This is a genomic window from Paenibacillus sp. EB106-05-06-XG162 (assembly GCF_058791655.1).
Genome location: NZ_JBYTDT010000002.1, coordinates 470,789 through 492,450, shown reverse-complemented (window position 1 = coordinate 492,450; position 21,662 = coordinate 470,789). Strand labels below are relative to the sequence as shown.

Sequence of the window (21,662 nt, the reverse complement as noted above, 5' to 3'; positions counted from 1 at the left end):
ATCATGGATAGCGTGAAAGGGAATGAAGAATAGTGACTGCATGATGTGGATAAAATTGACCACTGCGTTTGCATGATGGGAGGATTAGACGAATGAATCGAATCAAAACGGTGCAAGCCAAGCTGTTTTTGGTATATGCTGGCCTTATTACATTCATCATCGTCATTTTTTCGGCTTCTTTTTATTTGTATGTTTCCCGAACGTTAGAGCAAAAAGCTTCGGAATCCATTCATCAGCTGTCCCTGAACATCTCCGATAAATTTGATGCTGAGCTTCGCAGCATGGATGCGATTGCCGGGCGAATCATTACATCCGACAATCTACGAACCTATTTTTTTGAAAACGCAGATAATCCCTCTAAAGAGCTCTATAACAGAAGGAATCTCAATAATACCTTATTTTCAATTACCGGTTATCCGTTCCAGTTCTATCAAATCCATATCTTTGGCATAAATGGAAGATTCATAGAATTTGGCAAAAACTTCGATGTATTGCAGTTATCTCCCGAAACATTCATAACCAGAGCCTGGATTCATGACACACTGGTTGAGGATGGACGCAGGGCCATCATTCCTCCACGCAAGAATGATTGGGATCATACGAACACGACGGTCTTGTCCCTCAGCAGGGCCTTTACCGAGGTTTTGGGCGAACCGCTTGACAGCATTGTAGAGGTTCAGCAGGACTACCGCATTTTCGAAAATATTGTCAACCGGTCGATTGCGATTCCTGGGGAAGAAACTCCTCCTTCGACCAAGGTATATGTGTATGACAAGCATGGCGCTTTGATGTATCCATTTGAAGATTCGCTGCTGCCAACCGAGACCCATTGGAAAGAGGTCAGCAAACTTGCAAATTCAAGCGGGATCTTGAAACCTTCATCTCTATCAATGATTCACGACGCATCATCCACGCCATCTTCCGAAATTGTCGCTTACTCACGATCCGAATTCAGCGGCTTGACGGTGCTGCTCGTTGAATCTGAAACCGCTTTATTACAGCCGATACAAGCATTTCGCAATCAAATCATTCTGATTGGCATTGCCGCACTACTGCTTACGATGATGTTGACCTATTATGTGTCCAGCGGACTGACGACACCCCTCAAAGCCATTCGAAAGTCGATTGCTAACTTGAATCTGCAGACGCTCCCGCCCCAAAGAATCCCGGACACTCCCTCTCATCTGAATGAGCTTGAGGAGTTAAAATCGGCTTTTGTACAGATGTGCGATAGACTCGAAACGTCATTGCAGGAAGCCGTAGAGGCGAGATCCCAGGAGATTAAGGCGCGAATGCTGGCCCTGCAGGCTCAGATGAATCCACATTTTCTATATAATACGCTGACCGTCATCAGCATCAAAGCAGACAACAATGATCAACAGGATATTGTCAAAATGTGCAGCGACCTCTCCGGTATGTTGAGATATATCGCCGTTGAGGGATCGAATCCTGTCACGATGGCACAGGAAATGGACCATACCATGAAGTACCTGGGCTTAATGAAGTCCCGCCATTCCGATCAGTTCGCTTGCAGCATCGATATCCCCATGGAGATGAATCGGATCCACGTTCCAAGGCTCATCATCCAACCCCTTGTTGAAAACTGTTTTAAACATGCTTTTAACAAGAGACCCCCATGGCACATTCTAATTGAAGGGAAAATGAGTGATGTCGGGTGGGAGATCGTAATTACGGATAACGGGATCGGCTTTGATGAACAGGTGTTAACGGATATTGCAGCAAAAATTGAACATTTCGAACAACCCAAGGAAGACCATGACCCTCATATCGGATTATTAAACATATATCATCGATTGAAGTTATTTTATAATGACCAAGCCGTCTTTCAATTATTGAACACTAGAGAAGGTGCAATGGTACGGATTGGAGGACCCTGTTCAGAGGAGGATGTCAATGCCGAGAGATCACACATTCAAAGTCTTGATTGCTGAAGACGAACCCATTATTCTGGAGCACATTGCGGAAAAAATAGAACAGATCGACCCCAGCTTCCAAGTCATCGCCACAGCGATGAACGGGGAGGACGCGCTGGAGCTTGTGAAAACCTATCAACCGGATGTCCTATTTACCGATGTGAAAATGCCGCTGATGGATGGGATCGAATTAACACGTCAGGTAAAAAAGCTTTTTCCAGAAGTCCATATCGTTATACTGAGCGGCTTCGACAATTTCAGCTTTGCGCAGCAGGCGCTAAAGCTTGGTGTATTTGATTATCTTCTGAAGCCGATGACCGGAGAAAGCCTGCAGGACACGCTCGATGAGATCAAGATCAAACTTGAACAGCGCAACATGATCCAAGAAAGGAACATCATTACGCAAGATTTAAACGGACTTGGACCGAGTCTATCTGTACCCTCTACCTTAGAAAACAGCAAATTAATGCTGTATCTCATTTGTCTTGGCAATCTGTACAGGCACGCCATGGATGAACTGGACGTGCATCACATCAACAGGATCTGGGACATGGTGGAGTGGACACAGCTCACCCATGAGCATCTGGAATCTGAAGCAAAGTGGTGGGTCATCGATGATAAAAGCTGTAATGTCAAGTTTCTCATCATGACATGGAGCCCTCATGAATCGACGACGAATAGGACTATAGAGATTCAAAATGGGATCACCGCCTTTATTCAGCATTCGATTCCCGTCACCCTCTGCACGCACAATGCGCCTGTATCCTTCGGGGATTTATGGGAAACTGCCCAGAGAATTCGAAAATCGCTGGATCAAGGTCTTATCCCCTGCCAATCATCGGTCATTTTACTTCATGACACAGACCCGCTGCAGAGACGAATCAGTCAATTGGATCCGGTTACCACGAGCACAATGGAGAAGTTTGTTAAACAAAGGAAATTTGATCCGCTCATTCAGGAGCTTACACGTCTTTTTGAGGCTTGGAAGCTACAAAAATTTACGCAGGATCTACTTGAGAGATCACTGATTCAGCTGGCCAGACTCCTATTCGAACCTCAAGATGATCAGCCTAAACAAACCATGGCTGCGATTGAATCAGGGATTTATCATATCGTCGCCGCTGCCAAGGATATCGATGAATTATCTAAGGACGTTCTACGGCTGCTAATCCATCACTTGCCCACGCAAAGGAAGCTTGATTCGGCTGAGGAACTGTATACCATGCTGGAGGATTACATCCGTTTGAATTTTACCAAAGCCATTAACGTGGATCATTTGGCACAAAAATTCCAATTTAACGCCTCCTATATCATTCGGGTATTCAAGAAATATAAAGGGATTCCTCCACTGCAGTATCTCATTTCATTGCGGATTCAAGAGGCCAAGCGGTTGATCGAACACAACCCGGAGATGGACTTCAAAGATATATCCGAAATTATCGGTTATACCGACCAACATTATTTTAGCCGAGTATTCCGGAACTGGACCGGAATGAATCCTTCCGAATTTAGAGATTCCGTTCATAAGAAGGGTTAGGTCCAACGCAAAAGGTGCTCCTCTCTTTGGGACCAAAGAGGGAGCACCTTTTCATTGTTCAGACCGAGTTACTTTGGATGTTATTTCAATAACCTTGCATTCGCCCAATCCGCATGGTCGCTGTTGATCCCGTCTCCCGTATCGCTTACAGTAAGCACTAATTGGTTAACGCCTGCTACACTTACGTCGATGGATTGGGCCGCACTGGTTGGATCCATCGTCTGGCTGTCAAATATTTTATTGCCGTCTGCCCATACCTGAAATATGACGGTTGCATTCGCTCCAACCTCATCATCAACCCCTATATCCGATTGAAATTTTGCATATTGTCCGTTCAGGTTGTATGTGATATTGCTTACGGCATGGGTTCCGAGTCCTTTGGCGTAGGTTGTTCCGTTCAGGGTTATTGTATTTCCCTCTACGCTCTTATCCTTCTGAACCGTACCCCAACCGGCTGTCGCCGACTCCCAGGTAAGGTCGCTTAAATAAACAGGATCCTGCTGCTGCGTGTCCTGTGTGGTTATATTCACCGCATTGCTGGCAGCAGACTCGTTACCGGCTGCATCCTTCGCTTTTACCGTAAAGCTATAGGCTGTTCCTGCCGTAAGTCCTGTCACATTGTAACTTGTCGTTGTCGTCGTACCTGTTACAGCAGCCCCATTGTATATCTCATAGCCCGTTACACCTACATTATCAGTAGATGCCGTCCAGTTGAGCTGTACACTATTCTGCGTGATATTACTTGCGGCAAGGTTCGTAGGCGCCGTCGGTGCCTGTGCATCGGAGCTGCTTCGGAACAGCTGAGCATCTGCCCAATCTGCATGGTCATGACTGATACCGTCTCCAGCATCGGTTACCGTAAGCTGCAATTGGTTGACTCCTGCTACGCTAACGTCAATGGTTTGGGTCGCGCTTGCCGGATTCATCGTCTGGCTATCATATATTTTGCTGCCGTCTGCCCATACCTGGAATACGACGGTACCACCGACCGTACTCTCATCGTCAACGCCTACATCGGAAGTAAATCTTGCGTATTGTCCATTTAAGTTGTAGATGATATTGCTTGAGGCATGGGTTCCAATTCCTTTGACATAGGTTGTTCCGTTCAGAGTGATCGTTTTTTCCCCTACGCTTTTATCCTTCTGCACCGTCCCCCAGCCTGTTGTAGCCGATAGCCAGTTCAGATCGCTCAAATAAACCTGCGGCAAAATCGGTGTCGTTACATCTACCGCATTGCTGGCAGTAGACGCATTACCAGCTGCATCCTTCGCTTTAACAGTGAAGGTATAGGAGGCTCCATCCGCAGCAAGACCTGTAACCGTGTAGTTGGTAGAGGTTGTGCTCCCGATGACGGTTGAACCGCTGTAAATATCATAGCCGGTTACCCCGACGTCGTCCGTGGATGCCGTCCAATTCAGCTGCGCACTGTTTTGGGTTACATTGCTTGCGGTCAAGTTCGCTGGCGCTGTCGGAGGTGTATAATCAACGGTTTCAGGACCAACATGATATTCTTCCCCGTTATTCACCTGCACATCTACGTAAGATATGGTTTGACCGTAAAGGGACTTCGTCTGAGGCGTATGTGGTACGCCGTTCACATATATCGTGGAATGAGTTCCATAGAATTGAGCTTCCCACGTCATAGCACCACCTGAATTGTTCGTCAATGTAGAGTTTGTAAGTCCATTATGTTTGATGTTGAGATCATTTGCTCCAACCTTGATATGGTTCACTTCCACCCAAGGTACATCGGCGGTAAGACGTGATATGGTAGCCACTTTGTGTGCAGGGGCATCCGGCTGAACTCCCATCATGCCAACAATGATGTTGCTGATCGCAGTGAAAGAAACCTCAGGATAGGTATCTTTATTGTTCAGAATTTTGCTTAGCCAAGACCAACCCTCTGCAGACCTGTTGTAATTGTAGTACATCTCTGGGAGGTAGGTGGTAGCTTCGACATTCATGCTGTCATCGTGATCACTGATATAATCCAGATAAGTATTTGTTCGTGGTCCATAGTCGCCAAGCCCTTTCAACGGCATGAAAAAGCTGTTCTCCTGACCCCAGTCACTCTTGGAGCGACCACTTCCATCGATACCTCGTATATACCGACCAGTAGATGCATCAAACCAGTGTGTCTCATAATAGGCTTTTAAACGGTCCGCACGGTTTTTCCAGAGCGTGCTGCCGTTCGTATCCCCTTTAGCCTTCAGTATTTGCGAATACGCTAGCAGCGATTGGTATTCCAAGGCAAGAGAATCGCCGGCAGAAACAAGCCTGTTCGCAGTATCTTGCGGAGTATGTTCATAGTAAGTAGACGTAAATTCTCCTTGTTTCATCTTTACGACAGGCTGTTCGTTCGATGGATTTGCATCATTCCAAACGACGCCATGATCGGTCAGGAAGGATCCAACCGTTGAATCATAGTAGGCCGACAAGACCGGATCGTTAATCCATTTGGAGTCGCCCGTCCACAGATACTGTTGATAGGCCTTATGCATGACATCAAAAGGTGATGGTAATTCTCTAAACCCCGTGCCATCCATATAGTACATGATGCCATATGAACTATGGGCCCATAGCGGCCAGCCATTCTGACCCGGAAGGGTGATATCGCCGGCAAATGTCTTCATCATGTTAAAGGTTTCATTGCCCAAACCAAGCAAATGCCCTGCATCCGACTGGTGAGAAATATCGCGGTTGTAAAAGCTTTCCCGGTTCACATATGCTCCCCAATAACCGGGTACGATCGTGGTATGCGTCGGGTCAGAGAGACGCCACCATTCAGACTCATGACCCATCATCGGGTTGCCAGGGTAGAAGGTGAGACCCAACGCCCGATCCTTGGCCCAATTAAAACCATTGTTCAACGCAGCGTTCGGAGAATTAAGGGTGAGCGTGCTTGTAGGCGGTCCCTGGTAAGTCTGAACAGTCAACTTATCAACACGCGCTGCTTCACTAGTAGAGACAGCCGTCAACTTGATAACGTCACCAGAATTTAGTGTAACCTTGCTGGATGTATGGTTATCGATGTTACGCGGGTCCGTATAATCTGGGCCGTACCTTTGGGATGAGCCCCATTGATCAACGGTATTGCCATTGATTGCGATTGTATAACTCACTCCATTGGGGAGCTGCCCGACAAACCGTGTGATCATATCATAGGTACCCGATGTCCCGTTAAATACGCTACTAGCCGTACTTGTCTGTCCTACTGCACCCTGAGCAAATGTCATCGTTTCGATGGGTTGATGATTTACATAATTCATATAGGTCACAGATTCTGTCGTGAAATTCGTTAATGTCATGTTTTCAGCTTCAAAAATGTACTGTCCTGCCGCAGCAGAGGCAGAGACATGAAAACTAAAAGTACCAGCCATTAATGCCATGATTAGGACCAATAATGAAAAACGACGCATTTCTTCAGCTCCTTTTTTAAGTTATACCGTTATTAGCACAACAAGAAGGAATCACTTATTCTCCGTTACACGCATCCACCACCTCAACATTTCCACAAGTTTGGTTATAACCCTTATTTTGTTAAAAACTAATCCTGCAAAAACTATTCTAGAGCATGCTCTTTACGAGTAAAATACACAAAACTGACCTCCAGAGGTGGATAATACTGAACATCCACCCCCATGTATCTGCGCCCTATCACCACCTAATTAATTACCACGCGTGGCAAGCCAAAAAAGCCAGTTAGATCAAGGTCTGATCTAACTGGCTTTGAAAGATTGCTATTTGTTCGACGTATACGTATCGAAGTCTTTAATCACTTCACGTGTACGACCCGCTTCAAAGATTTTCTCAATCAATTTCAGTACACGGAGTACTTCGTGGTTCTTCACGATCGGTTCCGCTGTACCTTGCACCACAGCTGCAAAATTGTCATAGAAGCTGCTCGCATGCTCAAAGGCTGCTGGCAAGGTTGTTGTGATCGTTGCTTCCTCGGAAGGCGGAGCCATGGTTTTGGTCAGCCCCACACCCGCTTGGATCGGCTTCGGTTCCACTTTACCCACTTCATTGTTGCGAACGACAGCACGTCCTTTGAGCGACCAATCTTCGATGACGGCCGTTCCTTCCGTACCTTTCACATACCAGCGCGGAAGTGTAATGAAATTGGTCGTACCCACTTCAACAATAGCCGTTACACCATTCTCGAATTCAAGGATGGCATCAAATCCGTCATCGACTTCATCACCCAGAATAAAGCTGAGGCGACTCGATACGCTAGTAATTCTGCTATCAATCATGAATAAAAACTGATCTAGTAGATGAACGCCCCAATCAAGCAGCATCCCGCCGCCATGCGCTTCCAGATGGCGCCAGTCCCCTGGAATACCATTCGCACCATGTACTCTGGATTCAATCTGGAACAATTCACCGATCGTTCTCTTATCGTACATGGCTTTAATGATGCGGAAGTCCTCGTCCCAACGGCGGTTCTGATGTACCATGAGTACGCGTCCCGTCTCTTCTGAAACCGTCATCATTTCTTCAAATTCTTCGGCATATATCGTGACAGGCTTCTCACTGATGACATGTTTGCCGTGCTTCATAGCCGCGATAGCCAGTTCTTTATGAACATCATTCGGCGTAGCGATTAGAATAACATCCACGGCCGCATCATTTAATACTTCTTCATAGCTTGCATACGCTGGATATCCATCCTGCTCTGAAGCCGCTTGACGCGCCGGCAGGACATCATACGTTCCTGTGACCTTCAGACGCGGATTTCCAGCAATCAAATGTTTCGCATGGTAGCTTCCCATGCCGCCATATCCGACGATGACAACAGAAATTGTGTTTGAGCTCAAGATTTTCCCTTCTTCCTTTCGCTCTTAGCAGCGATATAATTTGAACTTCATACCTCTATCGTAAAGGATTAGAATCGCGGTTAAAATGAATTATCTCTATAAAACATGAACTATCCTGTTATTTTTATCGTAGAACTTCCTACCGATCGAATCATAGTAAAAAACCTGCTAGATCCTTGATCGATCTAACAGGTAGCGAAAAATACGTTCAAAATATAAAAATTTATAAGTTTCACGGATAAACTGTTCTTATATTTCTCGCTTAAACGCTTCACGTCCTTTGGAAAGACGCCGAAGGCGTTTATGCTTGTCGACAATACTTATCTCTTAACGACAACGTATACTTAACAGATTGCTCCGTACCCTTCTCTTGATCTTCAATCATTTGCTCCAATAGTTCTTCAGGCGGATAGTAATATTCCAACGGTTTAATCAGGCTTAATGGATATGGAGGCTGCTCAACCTTAAACGCGCCTTCACCGACCTGCGATACTCCGCCTGTTCCAGACTCTCTTTTGAAAGAAACAGCATAAGGAAAACACATCTCCACATTAATGCGGGTTAAGGTCGATTGGTCAACAAGTATTTTGAAGCATGCTTCCGTATCAATATTGCCTGTTCCCACCGGAACACCACATACGCGGTAATCCTCGCCATCATGAATAATGATGTGGTCTTTAAAATGGGTCGTAAATGCATATGGCGCCAATGTCCTGACAGCCTCAACCGGATCTTCCCATGCCATCATACTGTTGCCAATATCGCAGTGAGCGCCGACCCAAGGGCTGTTCACCTTCTTGATAATTTGAATGACTTCATCTGCAAGTTCTTCCTCGTGGTTCTCCACAGCCAGTCGAATTCTATATTTCTTCAGCAACGGGACAAGCTGTGCAATCTCTTGCGGAGCTCTACTCAATTTATCCGGATCAAATCCGTCCGTGCACACGTACGTCCGAATGACGTCGGCTCCTATTTGATGAGCAGCTTCAATCACTTGCATTAAATACCTCGGATCCGTTCCTCGCGTATCGATTTCAGCGAAAAATCCGTATTTCCGGATTTCGTTGCTGACTTTCGCCAAATATTCGGGATCAAATGATTCCAGAACTCCCCATCCCGGCAGCCCCGGCCAAGGATTAATATTCAGCATGACCCCGTCTAATCCTAGATCGGCTGTCTTGCGGATAAATTGAAAAACATCCATGCGGCCAGAAATGAACTGCAGATGATAGCTTTCCGTTTCCAACCCAATTTTCATGATCACGCCTCCTTATTCTGCCAAATTAATCCGCCATTCTCCGTAACGAGATCCCCGACTGAATCTATGATGAGATCCGCTAGTCCGCTCAGCTGGCTAGTTCCGCTGACACCGGAGAGTACACCGATCGCGAGTCCCGCCGAACCGTTTCTTGCAAATTGAAGATCGACAACCGTATCGCCGGCAACAGCCACTTCTTCCGCATTGATATTCGCAATCTCGCAAAATGCTTGAATCATGCTTGGATTCGGCTTTTTCTCGAAATAATCCGATGTGCCGATAAAATCAAAATAACTTTGAATGCCGATCTTATCCAAAAAGTACTTCGTAGAATCTCTATCATCCGCTGTTGCGATACCTATTTTCATGCCATGGCGGCGAAGCTGCACAAGTAAACCCGGCAAATCGGCTGTCGGCTTTAGATTGTCCCGGTTGGCTTTGATTAAGCTGAAAAGCTCTTCTGTCATCCAATCTAGCAGCCCATTCAGCTTCTCCTGACTCACATCCACGTTCATAAGCACCTTAACAAACGCGCCGTACATATCCTGTGTCGTGCCGCTGGCCAGAAATCCACGGGGATCGACTTCATTTTCATGAAGACCGATCGAAAAGAGCAAATCATTTTTTAGCTCAGGGCAATAGGTGATTTCTAGCTTTTCAAACAAACGATCCACTAGCTGCGTGGCCACCAAGACCCAACTGGAGTAGAAATCCATTAAAGTTCCGTCTTTATCAAATAAAATCCCTTTAATCTGTTTCACTTGATTGTCTCCTCATCCGCCGTAATCCATTCAACATTCTCCAAGGAAGGGCTCCACGATTGCGGCGCTTGTTGGTCACATACGATAACGTTTATCTGGTCAAGCTGAGCGAATTTGCACAATGCTTCTGCACCGATCTTGAAATGATCCGCAAGGATAATTTTCTCCTTTGCGACCTGAATCATCTTGGCCGATATCGACGATTCTTCTAGCGAATATTCCATAACACCTGCAAGCGAGAGGCCTCCCGGCGAAATAAAAGCTTTATTGACACAAAACAGATCCAGCATTTTCTCACAAACAGATCCTCTGGTCGAATACTGTTCCTCATTCAATTCCCCACCTAATAAAATCACTTTTCCGTGAAATAAACCTTGATTTAATGAGTCCATGAGCGTATGTGACGTAGGTACGGAATTGGTTAGAATCGTTACTCGATTGACTCCGCGGAGCGCATGAGCCATCTCGAGGATCGTTGTCCCTCCCCCCATGACGATGGTGTCTCCGTCTCTGACCAGTTGAACGGCCTTCTGGGCTATCTTCTTCTTTCCTTCCTGACTGACACTTTTCCGCTGATAGAACGGGGGTTCTCCCAGCTGATAGTTGATTTTGACGGCGCCGCCATGTACACGCCTAAGCAATCCTTCCTTCTCCAGCATATCAAGGTCACGTCTGATTGTTTCCATGGATACGTCAATGAGCTTGGCTAATTCCGCTGCGTTCACTTTCCCGAAAGCCTGCAATCGATCAAGAATTAAGTTTTTACGTTCTATCGACAGAACCGACATATCAATCACCTTCTATTCTAGTAAGTTACATTCATCTTCCGAAAGCCATACCTTAATGAACAAACCCTCATCCAAAGCGCTTTTTTGAGGTACATTCAGTTCGTCCACCCATAAGGTTATATCCTGTGCCTGGATCGTGTAACGCCGTACATTGCCGCGGATGGTCATATTGCGGATGATCCCTGAGATCCACATGCCGGACTTCTGCTGCTCGGATAACGAGTCATGCGGATGCAGTTCCATAACCTCCGGTCGAATGGCATAGTTGCCCGATTTGAAAGAATGTCCCGTCATGCAGTTAAGTTCCTGACTCGTAAATACGTTATAGCTGCCTATAAATCTAGCGACGAACTCATTCTTCGGCGATGCGTAAATGTCTTCCGGCTTGCCCTGACGAACAATTTCCCCGCCATTCATAATAAAAATGCGGTCGGATATCGTCATCGCCTCTTCCTGGTCATGCGTAACGAAGATCATCGTCATTTTCAATTCCCGCTGAATGTTTCGCAGTTCGATCTGCAGACTTTTCCTTATTTTGGCATCAAGCGCACTTAGCGGCTCATCCAAAAGTAGAATATCCGGTTCTGTAACAAGCGCTCTCGCAAGCGCTACACGCTGCTGTTGACCGCCGGACAATTGGTGCGGATAGGAAGATGCTTTATCGGACATATGGATTAACTCGATCATATGTTTTACCTTGTCGGTAATCTCTTTTCGAGGCCATTTTCGCATTTTAAGACCAAAGGCAATGTTATCGAAGACGGTCATATTAGGGAACAGCGCATAAGATTGAAAAACCATGCCCACATTTCTAAATTGCGGCGGGAGGTGGGAAATATCGTTCCCGTTAACGTTGATCGTCCCGCCGTCCAGCTTCTCTAGACCGGCGATTGAACGGAGCAGTGTACTCTTCCCGCAGCCGCTTGGTCCAAGCAGGGTAACCAATTCACCTTTTTCAATCTGTAGAGATACTTGCTTCAGTACGGTAGAATCTGCATATTGCTTAAACGCCTGATCGATTTGGACGTAGCTCATGATATCTTCTCCTTGATTTCTTCTGTCTTCCCAAAACGCCTGCCTAATCTCAGCATCATCCAAGAAATCACCGCCACGGTAAGGAAGTACGTAATCACAATACTGCTAGCTAAGTGGCCGTTTTCATTCAAACGTCTCATTAAATAAACTTGAATCGTTTCATAGTATCCACCGATTAGAAAATTGGCTAGAACAAATTCACCGATCAGGATCGAGAACGATAATAGAGCAGATAAGAGAATGCCAGTTACCATATTAGGCATGATGACGAATGCAAAACCCTTGATTTTGCTCGCGCCAAGCACCTCAGCGGCTTCCATTAGCCTTTTTGCGTCAATCGTGCGCAAATTGTTGCGGATACCTTGATACATATAAGGAAGAACCAGTACATAATACGCTCCGATTAAGATCCAGATCGTCCCGGACAAGACGATTGGCCCGCTGGAGTACACCTTAATCAACCCTACGGCTGCAACCACACCGGGAACGGCAAAGGGGATCATCACAAGCGCCTGCAGGACTCGTTCCATTTTAGGCAAGTACATGAATACGACAAAAGTGGCACTCGCCATCGTAACTACACTTAGAACAAGGGTTATCCCAGAGATGAGAAGCGTTCGCCCGACTGCTTGTAAAAATCGGGGATCCGTGTACAAATTCTCATACGCACTGAACGTATACGATACCGGCAGAATCGTGTTATGCCATTCTTTGGCAATCGAATATAAGAACGTTGCCGCGAGCGGCAAGAAGAGATATAGAAAAACCACCGAAATGATAATGATATGCACCCATTTTTTCTTCATCGCAAGTCTCTCCTGAATCGCCGCATCATTCGTTCATTACACCACATCGCGACAACCATCATCGTTCCTAAAATTACAGCGAGCGCGCTGCCTAATTGAGGTCTTGTGACAACATCCCCCGCTACGAGCGCGCCGATGCGGATGGGCAGCAAATTATAGCTGCCCCCTACTAACGCATAAGCTGTTGCATAGGCGCCCATGGCATTGGCAAGTAGAATGCTGAATGTACCGACTATGCTGGGTATCATGACAGGGAGTCCGATTCGCAGCCAAAATTGAAAAGCCGATGCTCCGAGCAACGAAGCGGATTCACGCCAATGTTTATGAATACCGGAATAGGCCGGGTATAGAAGCAAAATAGCTAAAGGCACTTGAAAATAAACATATACAGCCACCAAACCGCTCCAACTGTATAAATTGAACGAATCCGTGATGTTCCATCCCCACTCTTTAAAAAGAAGCGTGAACACGCCGCTGTTACCGAGCAAAATAATAAAAGCAAAGGCCAGCGGCACGCCGGAAAAATTTGACGTTAAATTCGAGAAGGTCACCAGCATAGACTGGATCTTCGCAGGCATTCGCGTCATGGAATACGAGGCGGCGATTGCGATCGCCATACCGATGCAGCTCGCATATACAGAAATGAGCAGGCTGTTCAGCATTCCTTTTGTATAATAAGGATTGGTCAAAGCCGTAATATACTGCTTGAACGTATATGTGACCCCATCATCAGCAAGAAAGCTGTCGCGGATCATGGCAGTCAGAGGTAGCAGCTCGAACCCAACGATCAGCAGGGCAAATGGAAGCAGCGCAATGACAGCGAACAGCGTGACTTTATGATTCATTCGGACAAACCTCACTTCTCGTTACTTAATGTTAACCAAAACTTGTTCTTCCCACATTTGCGGCAATTGCTTGGCTGTCTCATCCCATGATTTAAAATCTGTGATCGGCTTCGCATTTTTATACTGTTCGCTCGGAATCAGCTTCTTAGCGACATCTTCCGGCAATTTGACATTGCTGCGGATCGGACGAGCATAGCCTTTGGCCAGGTTGATCTGTCCTTCGTCACTCAGAATATATTCTCGGGCAAGCTTCGCGGCATTCGGATGTGGCGCATACTTGTTAAGGATGGTTGCATATCCGCCAATGACGCTGCCTTCCTTCATGATGCTAACGTCGAACCGGCTCGGATCGATTTGGTCTTTAAAGCCCAAAGATACAAAATCCCAAAGAATCGCAACTTGTACTTCCCCTTTTTCCAAATCGGCTTTGGTTACGTCTTTGGTGACCAATCTGTTCTGCTCAGCCAATTTCGCAAAAAAGTCCAATCCGGGCTGAATGTTGCCCTCATTACCCCCGTGCGCGATCGCCGCTGCCAGTACGCCCATCTGTGCTTGTGAAGACTTAGTAACATCCGGGATCTGAACTTTATAATCACCCTTTGCGATGTCGTCCCATGTTTTTGGCGGATTTTTCACTTGCGATTTATCGACAAGTACGGAGATTGTCCCTTGATAACCAACCAGCCAGTGGCCGTCCTTATCCTTCGCCCAATCCGGAATCTCGTTCCAGTAAGAAGTTTTATAAGGCATAGTCACACCCTTTTGCACGGCGATCGGACCGAATGCCATGCCTACATCCCCGATATCCGCCGTTGGGTTGTTTTTCTCAGCATCGAACTTGGCGATTTCCTCTGAACTTGTCAAATCCGTATCCGAATGCGTTAAACTGTATTTGGAAGTGATGTTGCCCCACGTTTCTTTCCAGTTAGCCCAGTCATCAGGCATCCCGACACTGACAATTTTGCCTTCTTGCTTAGCCTGCTTTTGAATCTCTTCCAAAGTCTGTTCTTTGGCCGGAGTGCTCGTGGTCGATGGAGAGGATTGTTGAGGCGCACCGCACGCCGAGATGCTCAAAGCCATCAAGCTGATCATTAAGGCAGACTTCAATGAAAGATGTTTTTTCACAATGAATTCCTCCGTATTTTGGTTATTTGTGTGTTTAAGTTGTTTTTAAGGACAATTTGATTGTAGAATCGCAATGTTTTCAACAAATCAACTGAACGTAAATATTTTGTAAAGAAAAAAGATTACTTTCCCCCATTTCTGATCATGGGAAAAGTAATCTTTAACACGTGAATACAGTATGTTCCTATTTGAAGCCAACAAAAAGGACAGGCCGAATGCAATCATTCGTCTGGCCTCTGCAGCTCTGGGGTATGGCGTAGATACCTAAATTTTTTGTTGAGTTCTATAACGAACGAATAGCATGACTCCAAGGATTAACAACAACATACCAACAACCTCAAGGATCACTCCTGCAGATGATTCTCCCGTTTTAGGAAGAAGAGATTCCACCTTATCATCACCTTTACTAGGTGTAGAACCACCTGTTGTTGTGTCTGTAGGTTTGGAATTCTTAATCTTTGTATTGGTAATGTCATAACCGTGTACTTCGGATTTGTACCCTGCTACCGGTTGTTCTTTTACTTCGTACAAATATTCGTTGCCATCATCATCATATGTTGCCAATTTTGCAAACGTATAATTCCAACCATTTGCTGCTGTTACTTCTTGGGTTTGGATCACAGTACCGTTTTGTAATAAGTCTACGAGGATCATGCTTGGACGGTCAGACGCCTTATCACCCTTCCAGATTTTCGTTCCTTCGACAGTTGTTGAACCACCTGGAATTGGTGGAAGTGGATTTACTGGATCCTTTATTTTTGTATTCGTAATGTCATAACCGTGTACTTCGGATGTATATCCATCCACGGGTTGTTCTTTCACTACATACATATACGCTTTGTCATTTGCATCATTTGCTGCTAAATCTGTAAATGTATATTTCCAACCGTTAGCTGCTGTTACTTCTTGGGTCCGGATCACAGTACCGTTTTGTAGCAGGTCTACATTGATGCTGCTTGGACGATCTGTTGTATTGTCGTCTTTCCACGTTTTGGTTCCTGCTACTTTGGTTTTAACGACCGTAGGCGGATTTACTGGATCTGTAGTTGAACCTCCTGGGTTTGTAGGTGTACCACCATCTGTAGGAGGAACTACTGGATCCTTCACTTTTGTATTCGTGATGTCATAACCGTGTACTTCGGATTGATATCCTGCTACTGGTTGTTCTTTTACTGTATACGTGTATGCTTTGCCATCAGCATCATTTACTGCCAAATTCGCAAATGTATATTTCCAACCATTCGCTGCTGTTACGTCTTGTGTGTTGATGACTTGACCGTTTTGTAATAAATCGACTTTAATGGCGCTTGGACGATCTGCCGCATTGTCATCTTTCCACGTTTTTTTTCCTTCTACAGTAGTTGTTTGCACCACTTTTGTATTCGTGATGTCATAACCGTGTACTTCGGATGTATATCCTGCTACTGGTTGTTCTTTCACTGTATACGTATAGGCATTTCCATCAGCATCATAGGCTGCTAGCTTGTCAAATGTATACTTCCAACCGTTGGATGCTGTTACATCTTGTGTGTTGATGACTTGACCGTTTTGTAATAAATCGACTTTAATGACGCTTGGACGATCTGCCGCATTGTCATCTTTCCACGTTTTCGTTCCTTCTACGGTAGTTGTTTGCACCACTTTTGTATTCGTAATGTCATAACCGTGTACTTCGGATGTATATCCTGCTACCGACTGTTCTTTGACAGTATACGTATAAGCATTTCCATCAGCATCATACGCAGATACATCTGCAAATGTATAGTTCCAACCGTTGGCTGCTGTTACTTCTTGCGTTTTGATCACAGTACCGTTCTTCAGTAAGTCTACTTGAATGGTACTTGGACGATCTGGTGTGTTGTTATCATTCCATGTTTTTGTTCCTGAAATGGATGTCGTCTTCACTTTATTCGGAATCATCAGCTTAACGCCTTTTTCAGCACTCGCATCAATCGAAAAGTTTACTTTGGCTTGAGGATCGAAATCCAGATAGTCTGGAGCTGCAATCTCTTGTACATAGTAATTTCCTACATCTAAAGCAGGAGCTTCAACCATACCTTGATCATCTGTTGTATAGGTATCTCCAATTTGTTCACCTGACTCTTTGTACAACTTAAACGAGACATTCGGGATGACTTTTTCTTTATTCCCTTCAATGTGCTTAACGATTCTTAAAGTTCCTTTAGGTGGTAAATCACCCTGAGCATCCCCGCCAAATGAAATATTTTTGACTGTGGCACTATCCGACTCAGTAACCGGGTCTTTGTACAGAATTTGGTAATCAAGCTCGTAATTATTCTTCAAAAATTCTAGGCTCTTTCCGCTTTCCGTTATCGTACTTGTATAATAAACGGTAAAAGACCTAGCACTTCCCATATTCCAGTTAATCACGACTTTAAATGAAAGACCATCGTCATTAAACTGAATATTTCCATAACGTTGCTTTTGGAATTCTTCAATAGATAATGACTCTCTATTATCAACTGTTATCCGAAAACTATCTTTATTAAGAGTTTGACCTTCCTGCAAACGATCAGACACTACAATATCGCGGCTTAAATATTCTTTGTTTAAGTTTATATTTAAAAACCAACGCACTTGATCGGCCTTATCCGGCTGGATATCACCAGCTTTGTAGAAAAATGGCTTAGAACCAGAACCGCCACTGGTTGGACCGGTAATCGTTACAGTTTGCATATCTAAATTTGTATCTAAATTTGTTTCAACATCTTTCTTTTGATCCGTTGCTACATTAGTACCCCGAACTGTAAAATAAAATTGCCCTCTAATATTTTGAAGTTTCTCAACTGTATCCGTAAATGTGCATATCACATTTGTTGGCGTAATTTGAACAGTACCAAAATCAACGCCTTCTTCATTTTTTAACGGGATGGATGCACTAAATCCTTGCAATTCTGGAGGCAATGTTAATGTTAGTGTATCTCCAGTCTTCATCTGATTTCCGGATTTATCACTAAAGTTCACTGTGATTTGCGTCTGTTCACCATAATTTAGTTCCTTTTTGTCAATCGTAAAACGATCAACAAATCCAGTAGTATTCAATTCTTGTGCATTTGCGATCATAGGTACAAAGCTCTGACCTATCGTAAACATAAGTATCATGAGCGTTAAAAACATTGAAAATACTCTTTTTGACTGCCTTTTCATACTGTGTCCTCCTATTTTCTGTTTTCTCCTAGGCTGCATTTGGGCTAATCTATTATTTTCCCTTTAATAATCAGACGATGCGTTGGGTTTATCATGGGGTCACAAGTAACAAGTGTAATCTCCTTATCCTTGCCGTCAGGGTTAAGCACCCACACCTCATCTGGCTTGACGCGTAACTTTTCCGTTACTGTGTATTCGAACTGCTCTTTTCCATTATTGACCTTGATGTAATCCCCCACAGCCAGCTCGTCCAACCTGTTGAAATTCCTTCCATATGTACGATTTCGGTGACCCGCTATGGCATAATTCCCAACTTCACCAGCCTTGCCTGTATTAGCAATACTAGCGACGGTTTTCCTCATGTTGGCTTGCGTTGCTCCATGAAGGATGGGAAGCTTTAAGTCTATTTTGTCAATCGTCAGAATTCCTTCTGCAGCTTCATGCTCTGGAGACTTGACTGTTGTATTGTCTTCACTGCCTCGGATTGCGGGAAGGGTAGATGTAGGCTTCACGGCTCCCTTCTGTGCTTGCTCTGTAGGTTCTTCTGCGCTATCAATATTAAGAAGACTGTCCTGCCACTCCTTTAATAGCTGTTCCTGCTGATAATCTTGATACATCTCTGTCAGTTTTGGAGTTACCAATAACATGATTCCGATCACCATAAGCAGGATGGCCGTGATTTTTTTGTTCATTTTCCCTTTCTACCCTCCTCTTCTGTCCTTTCAACACAAAAACGCCCGACTGCATTAACGATGTTAATTGCGGCCGGACGATCATAAGTCATGAACTCTTAGATTCCTAAGCTTTGCGAGCTAATCTTTCGATTAGGGTGCCAAAATTATGTAATTGCCGTCAGTTCAGATATACCCTTAATACAGCATGGAGTATAGATAATGTGTTGCAAAACAGTATATACGAACCATTAGCATAACCCAATATATAACACGGATATATGAATGTCAATTTATGAAAATAAAAAAACTGAAAATTTTTCATGTTATTCAAAGATTTTTCATTATTTTTCAAAGGTCAACTTATTTGAATATCAATCCTTTATCTCAACCCAAAAAAACTAGGGCTAGTTGCCCTAGTTCTTTACGATATATTAGGATTCAGCTTTCTAATCCCTATACCTCTTTCCGCTTCAAATGCAGTAATCCTCCAATGAAGAATAGAATGAAACTGCACGTAATCGTAATCAGAATATTTTCGATCGGCAGCGTGAAGGCACCGAAGTCCATCTCACTATGTGTCAACATGGCCAGTGAAGGTTGTGCCCAAGGATAGTAAGGTCCGAACTGGGCAGAGTTGACGATCAGCATATTGGGCAACGTCAGTGCTACATTAATAGCCAGCGGTGCGGCAAAGCTGCTCCATCCGATCGATACCCATAATTGTAAAGCCGCGAGCGGCAGACAAGCGACCCAACCGCTGATGATAGCTGGAAGCGTCAACTCCCAGTTCATTCCTCCGGAAATATTATGAAAGCTTACTGACGCAGCTAGGGAAGCGAGCATGAGCAGTTGGGTAACCGCAAGCAGCAGCACAACAATACTGAACTTTGCCATAAATAAGCCCGTTCTAGATACGGGCAAGCATAGCAGTGATTTCCAGCCTCCGCCGCTATGTTCATATCTGCACACAAACGCAGAGAATATTCCCGTCAAAATCGGAAGCAGCAGCATAGCGTGAAGTGTGAAGACGACGGACTGCAACTGAACGTACTGTATAAGTGCTGGCTTATCATCGAGCGATGCCATCAAACCGATGATGAGCGAGATAAGCGGGCTTACAAGAACCAATATCCAGATGGGGGATCGGCTCAGCTTTAGTCTTTCAGAAGCCATTAATCCCATAAATGATTTGATATTCATCTCAGTTCACATCCTTCCGGTTGAAGTGAATGGAGCCGAGCAACAGAACGACGAAGCCGCAGAGGAAGCCTACCCCTACGAACACTTCCCCCTGAGAAGCTTTGAATGCAGCGAGCGGCCAACTCACGGGGAGCCATTCTGAGATCGGAAAGATGGACAGCACAGCCAGGACTACGCCAATCGTTATGGGAAGTGACTGATTCCGATATGTCATGCACATCCATAGCACAAATGCTAGAATGGGCCAGGAAGCGATAAATGGATAGAAGGCCAACTTGGCCACATCGACGATCGGAATATTCGTCCCGAATTTTAGCATCAAGCCTAATGCGATTGAACCCAGAGCCAATAAAATGCACGATATAGTCAGCATGAATATCACAACCGCAAACTTGGCGCCAAATACGGAATAACGCGATATCGGCAATGCCAACAGCTGCTTCCATGCGCTCGTGTGGTGCTCGATATTCGCGAGCATTGAGCTTAGAATTGTAATGCCCATGAGGAGCGCGATAGGAACGAACATCGCTATGTTCTCCAGTAAGTATCTCCATACATCATCCGCATATTGTTTCATCAAATAATCGTATCGCAAGCCGTAGTTAAGCGCCTGCATGGCAATCAATCCAATCGGAGCCAGAAACACCAGAAACCAGAGCCCTTTGCCCTTAAGCTTCAGGAGATCTGCCCTTATAGCTCTGCCGATCATAAGCTTCGTCCCTCCCCGACAATATGAAGGAACAGCTCCTCAAGCGACTTGCGATTTTCCTCTACACGATAGACGGAGTGGCCTGCGCTCACAAGACTCCTCACCGCGCTAGCTACTCGATCGTCATCGGTATTACCCATCGTCAAAGTCGAGCCCACAGCTTGGATGGAGGCTTCAATACCTTGTTCGCGCAGCAGCCTTAGTGCACGCTGCACCTCCGATACACGCAGGGTTACGACGCTCTGCGACTGAAGCTGCATGTTCTGAATCGTATCTTGGAACACAAGCTCGCCCTGCCGAATAATGCCGACGATGGAGGCCATCTGTTCCACCTCGCTTAATAAGTGGCTGGAGATGAGCACGGTGATGCCATGCTGCTTCGGCATATTTTTGATGAGTTCCCTAATTTCCAGAATACCAGAAGGATCGAGTCCATTCGTCGGTTCATCCAGAATGAGCAGCTCCGGACTGCCGAGCAGCGCGCTGGCGATGCCGAGCCGCTGCTTCATGCCAAGGGAATAGCCTTTAACCGCGCGCTTCGCCTCTTTCGTCAGCCCCACGATCTCCAGCACTTCATCAATGCGCTTGCGAGGCGCGTCGATGATGCGTCGTATCGCCTCCAAATTCTCCACCGCATTTAAATGCCCGTAGTAAGAAGGATACTCAACCAGTGAGCCTACCTTTCGCAAAATAGATAGCCGTTCTTTTGCCAGCGACTGTCCGAACACTTCTATACTCCCGCTGGATGGTTTGATTAAGCCTAACAGCATACGGATCGTCGTTGTTTTGCCCGCGCCGTTCGGGCCAAGAAAGCCGTATATTTCACCTTTCGCTATTTTCAAGTTCAGATCAGACACCGCATAGCGCCCTTTATACTTTTTACTAAGACCTTTCGTCTCTATAATCCATTTACTCATCTGTATCACCTCGAGAACTAGCATATCTACTCAAGGTTAAATGAACAGCGACGAAAGTTTAAATTTGGTTTAAATTATCGGGATT

General features: G+C 45.2%; 16 protein-coding genes and 1 riboswitch. Of the genes, 2 read left to right on the top strand and 14 right to left on the bottom strand.

Features of this window, described 5'->3' with window-relative positions; translation table 11 throughout:
• The first annotated feature begins 92 nt into the window (after positions 1 to 92).
• Positions 93 to 1,952 (top strand): sensor histidine kinase, encoded by a 1,860-nt coding sequence (locus tag AC3WU2_RS08050; protein WP_492452972.1) that lies wholly within the window; start codon positions 93 to 95, stop codon positions 1,950 to 1,952.
• A complete protein-coding gene (locus AC3WU2_RS08045) occupies positions 1,915 to 3,471 on the top strand; it encodes a response regulator transcription factor (protein WP_492452970.1) in 1,557 nt (518 codons plus the stop codon). The genes AC3WU2_RS08050 and AC3WU2_RS08045 overlap by 38 nt, the downstream gene beginning before the upstream one ends.
• A gap of 80 nt (positions 3,472 to 3,551) precedes the next feature.
• Here the strand turns inward: AC3WU2_RS08045 and AC3WU2_RS08040 are convergent, their stop codons facing one another.
• The 14 genes from AC3WU2_RS08040 to AC3WU2_RS07975 form a co-directional block, all read right to left on the bottom strand.
• Positions 3,552 to 6,890 carry an NPCBM/NEW2 domain-containing protein gene (locus AC3WU2_RS08040; RefSeq protein ID WP_492452968.1) on the bottom strand — a complete coding sequence of 1,113 codons (3,339 nt, stop codon included), beginning with the start codon at positions 6,888 to 6,890 and terminating at the stop codon, positions 3,552 to 3,554.
• 321 nt (positions 6,891 to 7,211) lie between these two features.
• Positions 7,212 to 8,291, bottom strand: coding sequence for a Gfo/Idh/MocA family protein (locus tag AC3WU2_RS08035; protein WP_492452966.1), 1,080 nt, complete (start codon positions 8,289 to 8,291; stop codon positions 7,212 to 7,214).
• Positions 8,292 to 8,592: 301 nt separating this feature from the next.
• Positions 8,593 to 9,549, bottom strand: a complete 957-nt coding sequence (locus tag AC3WU2_RS08030; RefSeq protein ID WP_492452964.1) for a sugar phosphate isomerase/epimerase family protein — start codon at positions 9,547 to 9,549, stop codon at positions 8,593 to 8,595.
• A gap of 2 nt (positions 9,550 to 9,551) precedes the next feature.
• Complete coding sequence (locus tag AC3WU2_RS08025; RefSeq protein WP_492452962.1) at positions 9,552 to 10,310, bottom strand: HAD family hydrolase; 759 nt, start codon at positions 10,308 to 10,310, stop codon at positions 9,552 to 9,554.
• A complete protein-coding gene (locus tag AC3WU2_RS08020; RefSeq protein WP_492452960.1) occupies positions 10,307 to 11,098 on the bottom strand; it encodes a DeoR/GlpR family DNA-binding transcription regulator in 792 nt (263 codons plus the stop codon). Before AC3WU2_RS08020 ends, AC3WU2_RS08025 begins: the two co-directional genes overlap by 4 nt.
• Positions 11,099 to 11,110: 12 nt before the next feature.
• Entirely contained in the window at positions 11,111 to 12,133 is a 1,023-nt protein-coding gene (locus AC3WU2_RS08015) for an ABC transporter ATP-binding protein (protein WP_379344677.1), read from the bottom strand.
• Complete coding sequence (locus AC3WU2_RS08010) at positions 12,130 to 12,939, bottom strand: ABC transporter permease (RefSeq protein WP_492452957.1); 810 nt, start codon at positions 12,937 to 12,939, stop codon at positions 12,130 to 12,132. Before AC3WU2_RS08010 ends, AC3WU2_RS08015 begins: the two co-directional genes overlap by 4 nt.
• The gene (locus AC3WU2_RS08005) at positions 12,936 to 13,784 is read right to left on the bottom strand and encodes an ABC transporter permease (RefSeq protein ID WP_018754812.1); all 849 of its coding nucleotides are present in this window, start codon (positions 13,782 to 13,784) and stop codon (positions 12,936 to 12,938) included. The genes AC3WU2_RS08010 and AC3WU2_RS08005 overlap by 4 nt, the downstream gene beginning before the upstream one ends.
• Positions 13,785 to 13,805: 21 nt before the next feature.
• Complete coding sequence (locus tag AC3WU2_RS08000) at positions 13,806 to 14,909, bottom strand: ABC transporter substrate-binding protein (protein WP_492452955.1); 1,104 nt, start codon at positions 14,907 to 14,909, stop codon at positions 13,806 to 13,808.
• A 264-nt stretch (positions 14,910 to 15,173) separates the two neighbouring features.
• Complete coding sequence (locus AC3WU2_RS07995) at positions 15,174 to 18,077, bottom strand: Cna B-type domain-containing protein (protein ID WP_492452953.1); 2,904 nt, start codon at positions 18,075 to 18,077, stop codon at positions 15,174 to 15,176.
• A gap of 44 nt (positions 18,078 to 18,121) precedes the next feature.
• The gene (locus tag AC3WU2_RS07990; protein WP_492452951.1) at positions 18,122 to 18,769 is read right to left on the bottom strand and encodes a class D sortase; all 648 of its coding nucleotides are present in this window, start codon (positions 18,767 to 18,769) and stop codon (positions 18,122 to 18,124) included.
• 65 nt (positions 18,770 to 18,834) lie between these two features.
• Positions 18,835 to 18,921: riboswitch (cyclic di-GMP riboswitch) on the bottom strand.
• Between the two features lie 283 nt (positions 18,922 to 19,204).
• Complete coding sequence (locus AC3WU2_RS07985; protein ID WP_492453209.1) at positions 19,205 to 19,945, bottom strand: ABC transporter permease; 741 nt, start codon at positions 19,943 to 19,945, stop codon at positions 19,205 to 19,207.
• 7 nt (positions 19,946 to 19,952) lie between these two features.
• Entirely contained in the window at positions 19,953 to 20,660 is a 708-nt protein-coding gene (locus tag AC3WU2_RS07980) for an ABC transporter permease (RefSeq protein WP_492452949.1), read from the bottom strand.
• The gene (locus AC3WU2_RS07975; RefSeq protein WP_492452947.1) at positions 20,657 to 21,577 is read right to left on the bottom strand and encodes an ABC transporter ATP-binding protein; all 921 of its coding nucleotides are present in this window, start codon (positions 21,575 to 21,577) and stop codon (positions 20,657 to 20,659) included. Before AC3WU2_RS07975 ends, AC3WU2_RS07980 begins: the two co-directional genes overlap by 4 nt.
• Positions 21,578 to 21,662 lie beyond the last annotated feature (85 nt).

Bases quoted from the DNA above. Each gene is read 5' to 3' on its own strand.
- AC3WU2_RS07975 (WP_492452947.1), bottom strand. From the start codon at position 21,577: ATGAGTAAATGGATTATAGAGACGAAAGGTCTTAGTAAAAAGTATAAA.
- AC3WU2_RS08050 (WP_492452972.1), top strand. From the start codon at position 93: ATGAATCGAATCAAAACGGTGCAAGCCAAGCTGTTTTTGGTATATGCT.
- AC3WU2_RS07995 (WP_492452953.1), bottom strand. From the start codon at position 18,077: ATGAAAAGGCAGTCAAAAAGAGTATTTTCAATGTTTTTAACGCTCATG.
- AC3WU2_RS08005 (WP_018754812.1), bottom strand. From the start codon at position 13,784: ATGAATCATAAAGTCACGCTGTTCGCTGTCATTGCGCTGCTTCCATTT.
- AC3WU2_RS07980 (WP_492452949.1), bottom strand. From the start codon at position 20,660: ATGATCGGCAGAGCTATAAGGGCAGATCTCCTGAAGCTTAAGGGCAAA.
- AC3WU2_RS08040 (WP_492452968.1), bottom strand. From the start codon at position 6,890: ATGCGTCGTTTTTCATTATTGGTCCTAATCATGGCATTAATGGCTGGT.
- AC3WU2_RS08030 (WP_492452964.1), bottom strand. From the start codon at position 9,549: ATGAAAATTGGGTTGGAAACGGAAAGCTATCATCTGCAGTTCATTTCT.
- AC3WU2_RS08045 (WP_492452970.1), top strand. From the start codon at position 1,915: ATGCCGAGAGATCACACATTCAAAGTCTTGATTGCTGAAGACGAACCC.
- AC3WU2_RS08015 (WP_379344677.1), bottom strand. From the start codon at position 12,133: ATGAGCTACGTCCAAATCGATCAGGCGTTTAAGCAATATGCAGATTCT.
- AC3WU2_RS08020 (WP_492452960.1), bottom strand. From the start codon at position 11,098: ATGTCGGTTCTGTCGATAGAACGTAAAAACTTAATTCTTGATCGATTG.
- AC3WU2_RS08010 (WP_492452957.1), bottom strand. From the start codon at position 12,939: ATGAAGAAAAAATGGGTGCATATCATTATCATTTCGGTGGTTTTTCTA.
- AC3WU2_RS07990 (WP_492452951.1), bottom strand. From the start codon at position 18,769: ATGAACAAAAAAATCACGGCCATCCTGCTTATGGTGATCGGAATCATG.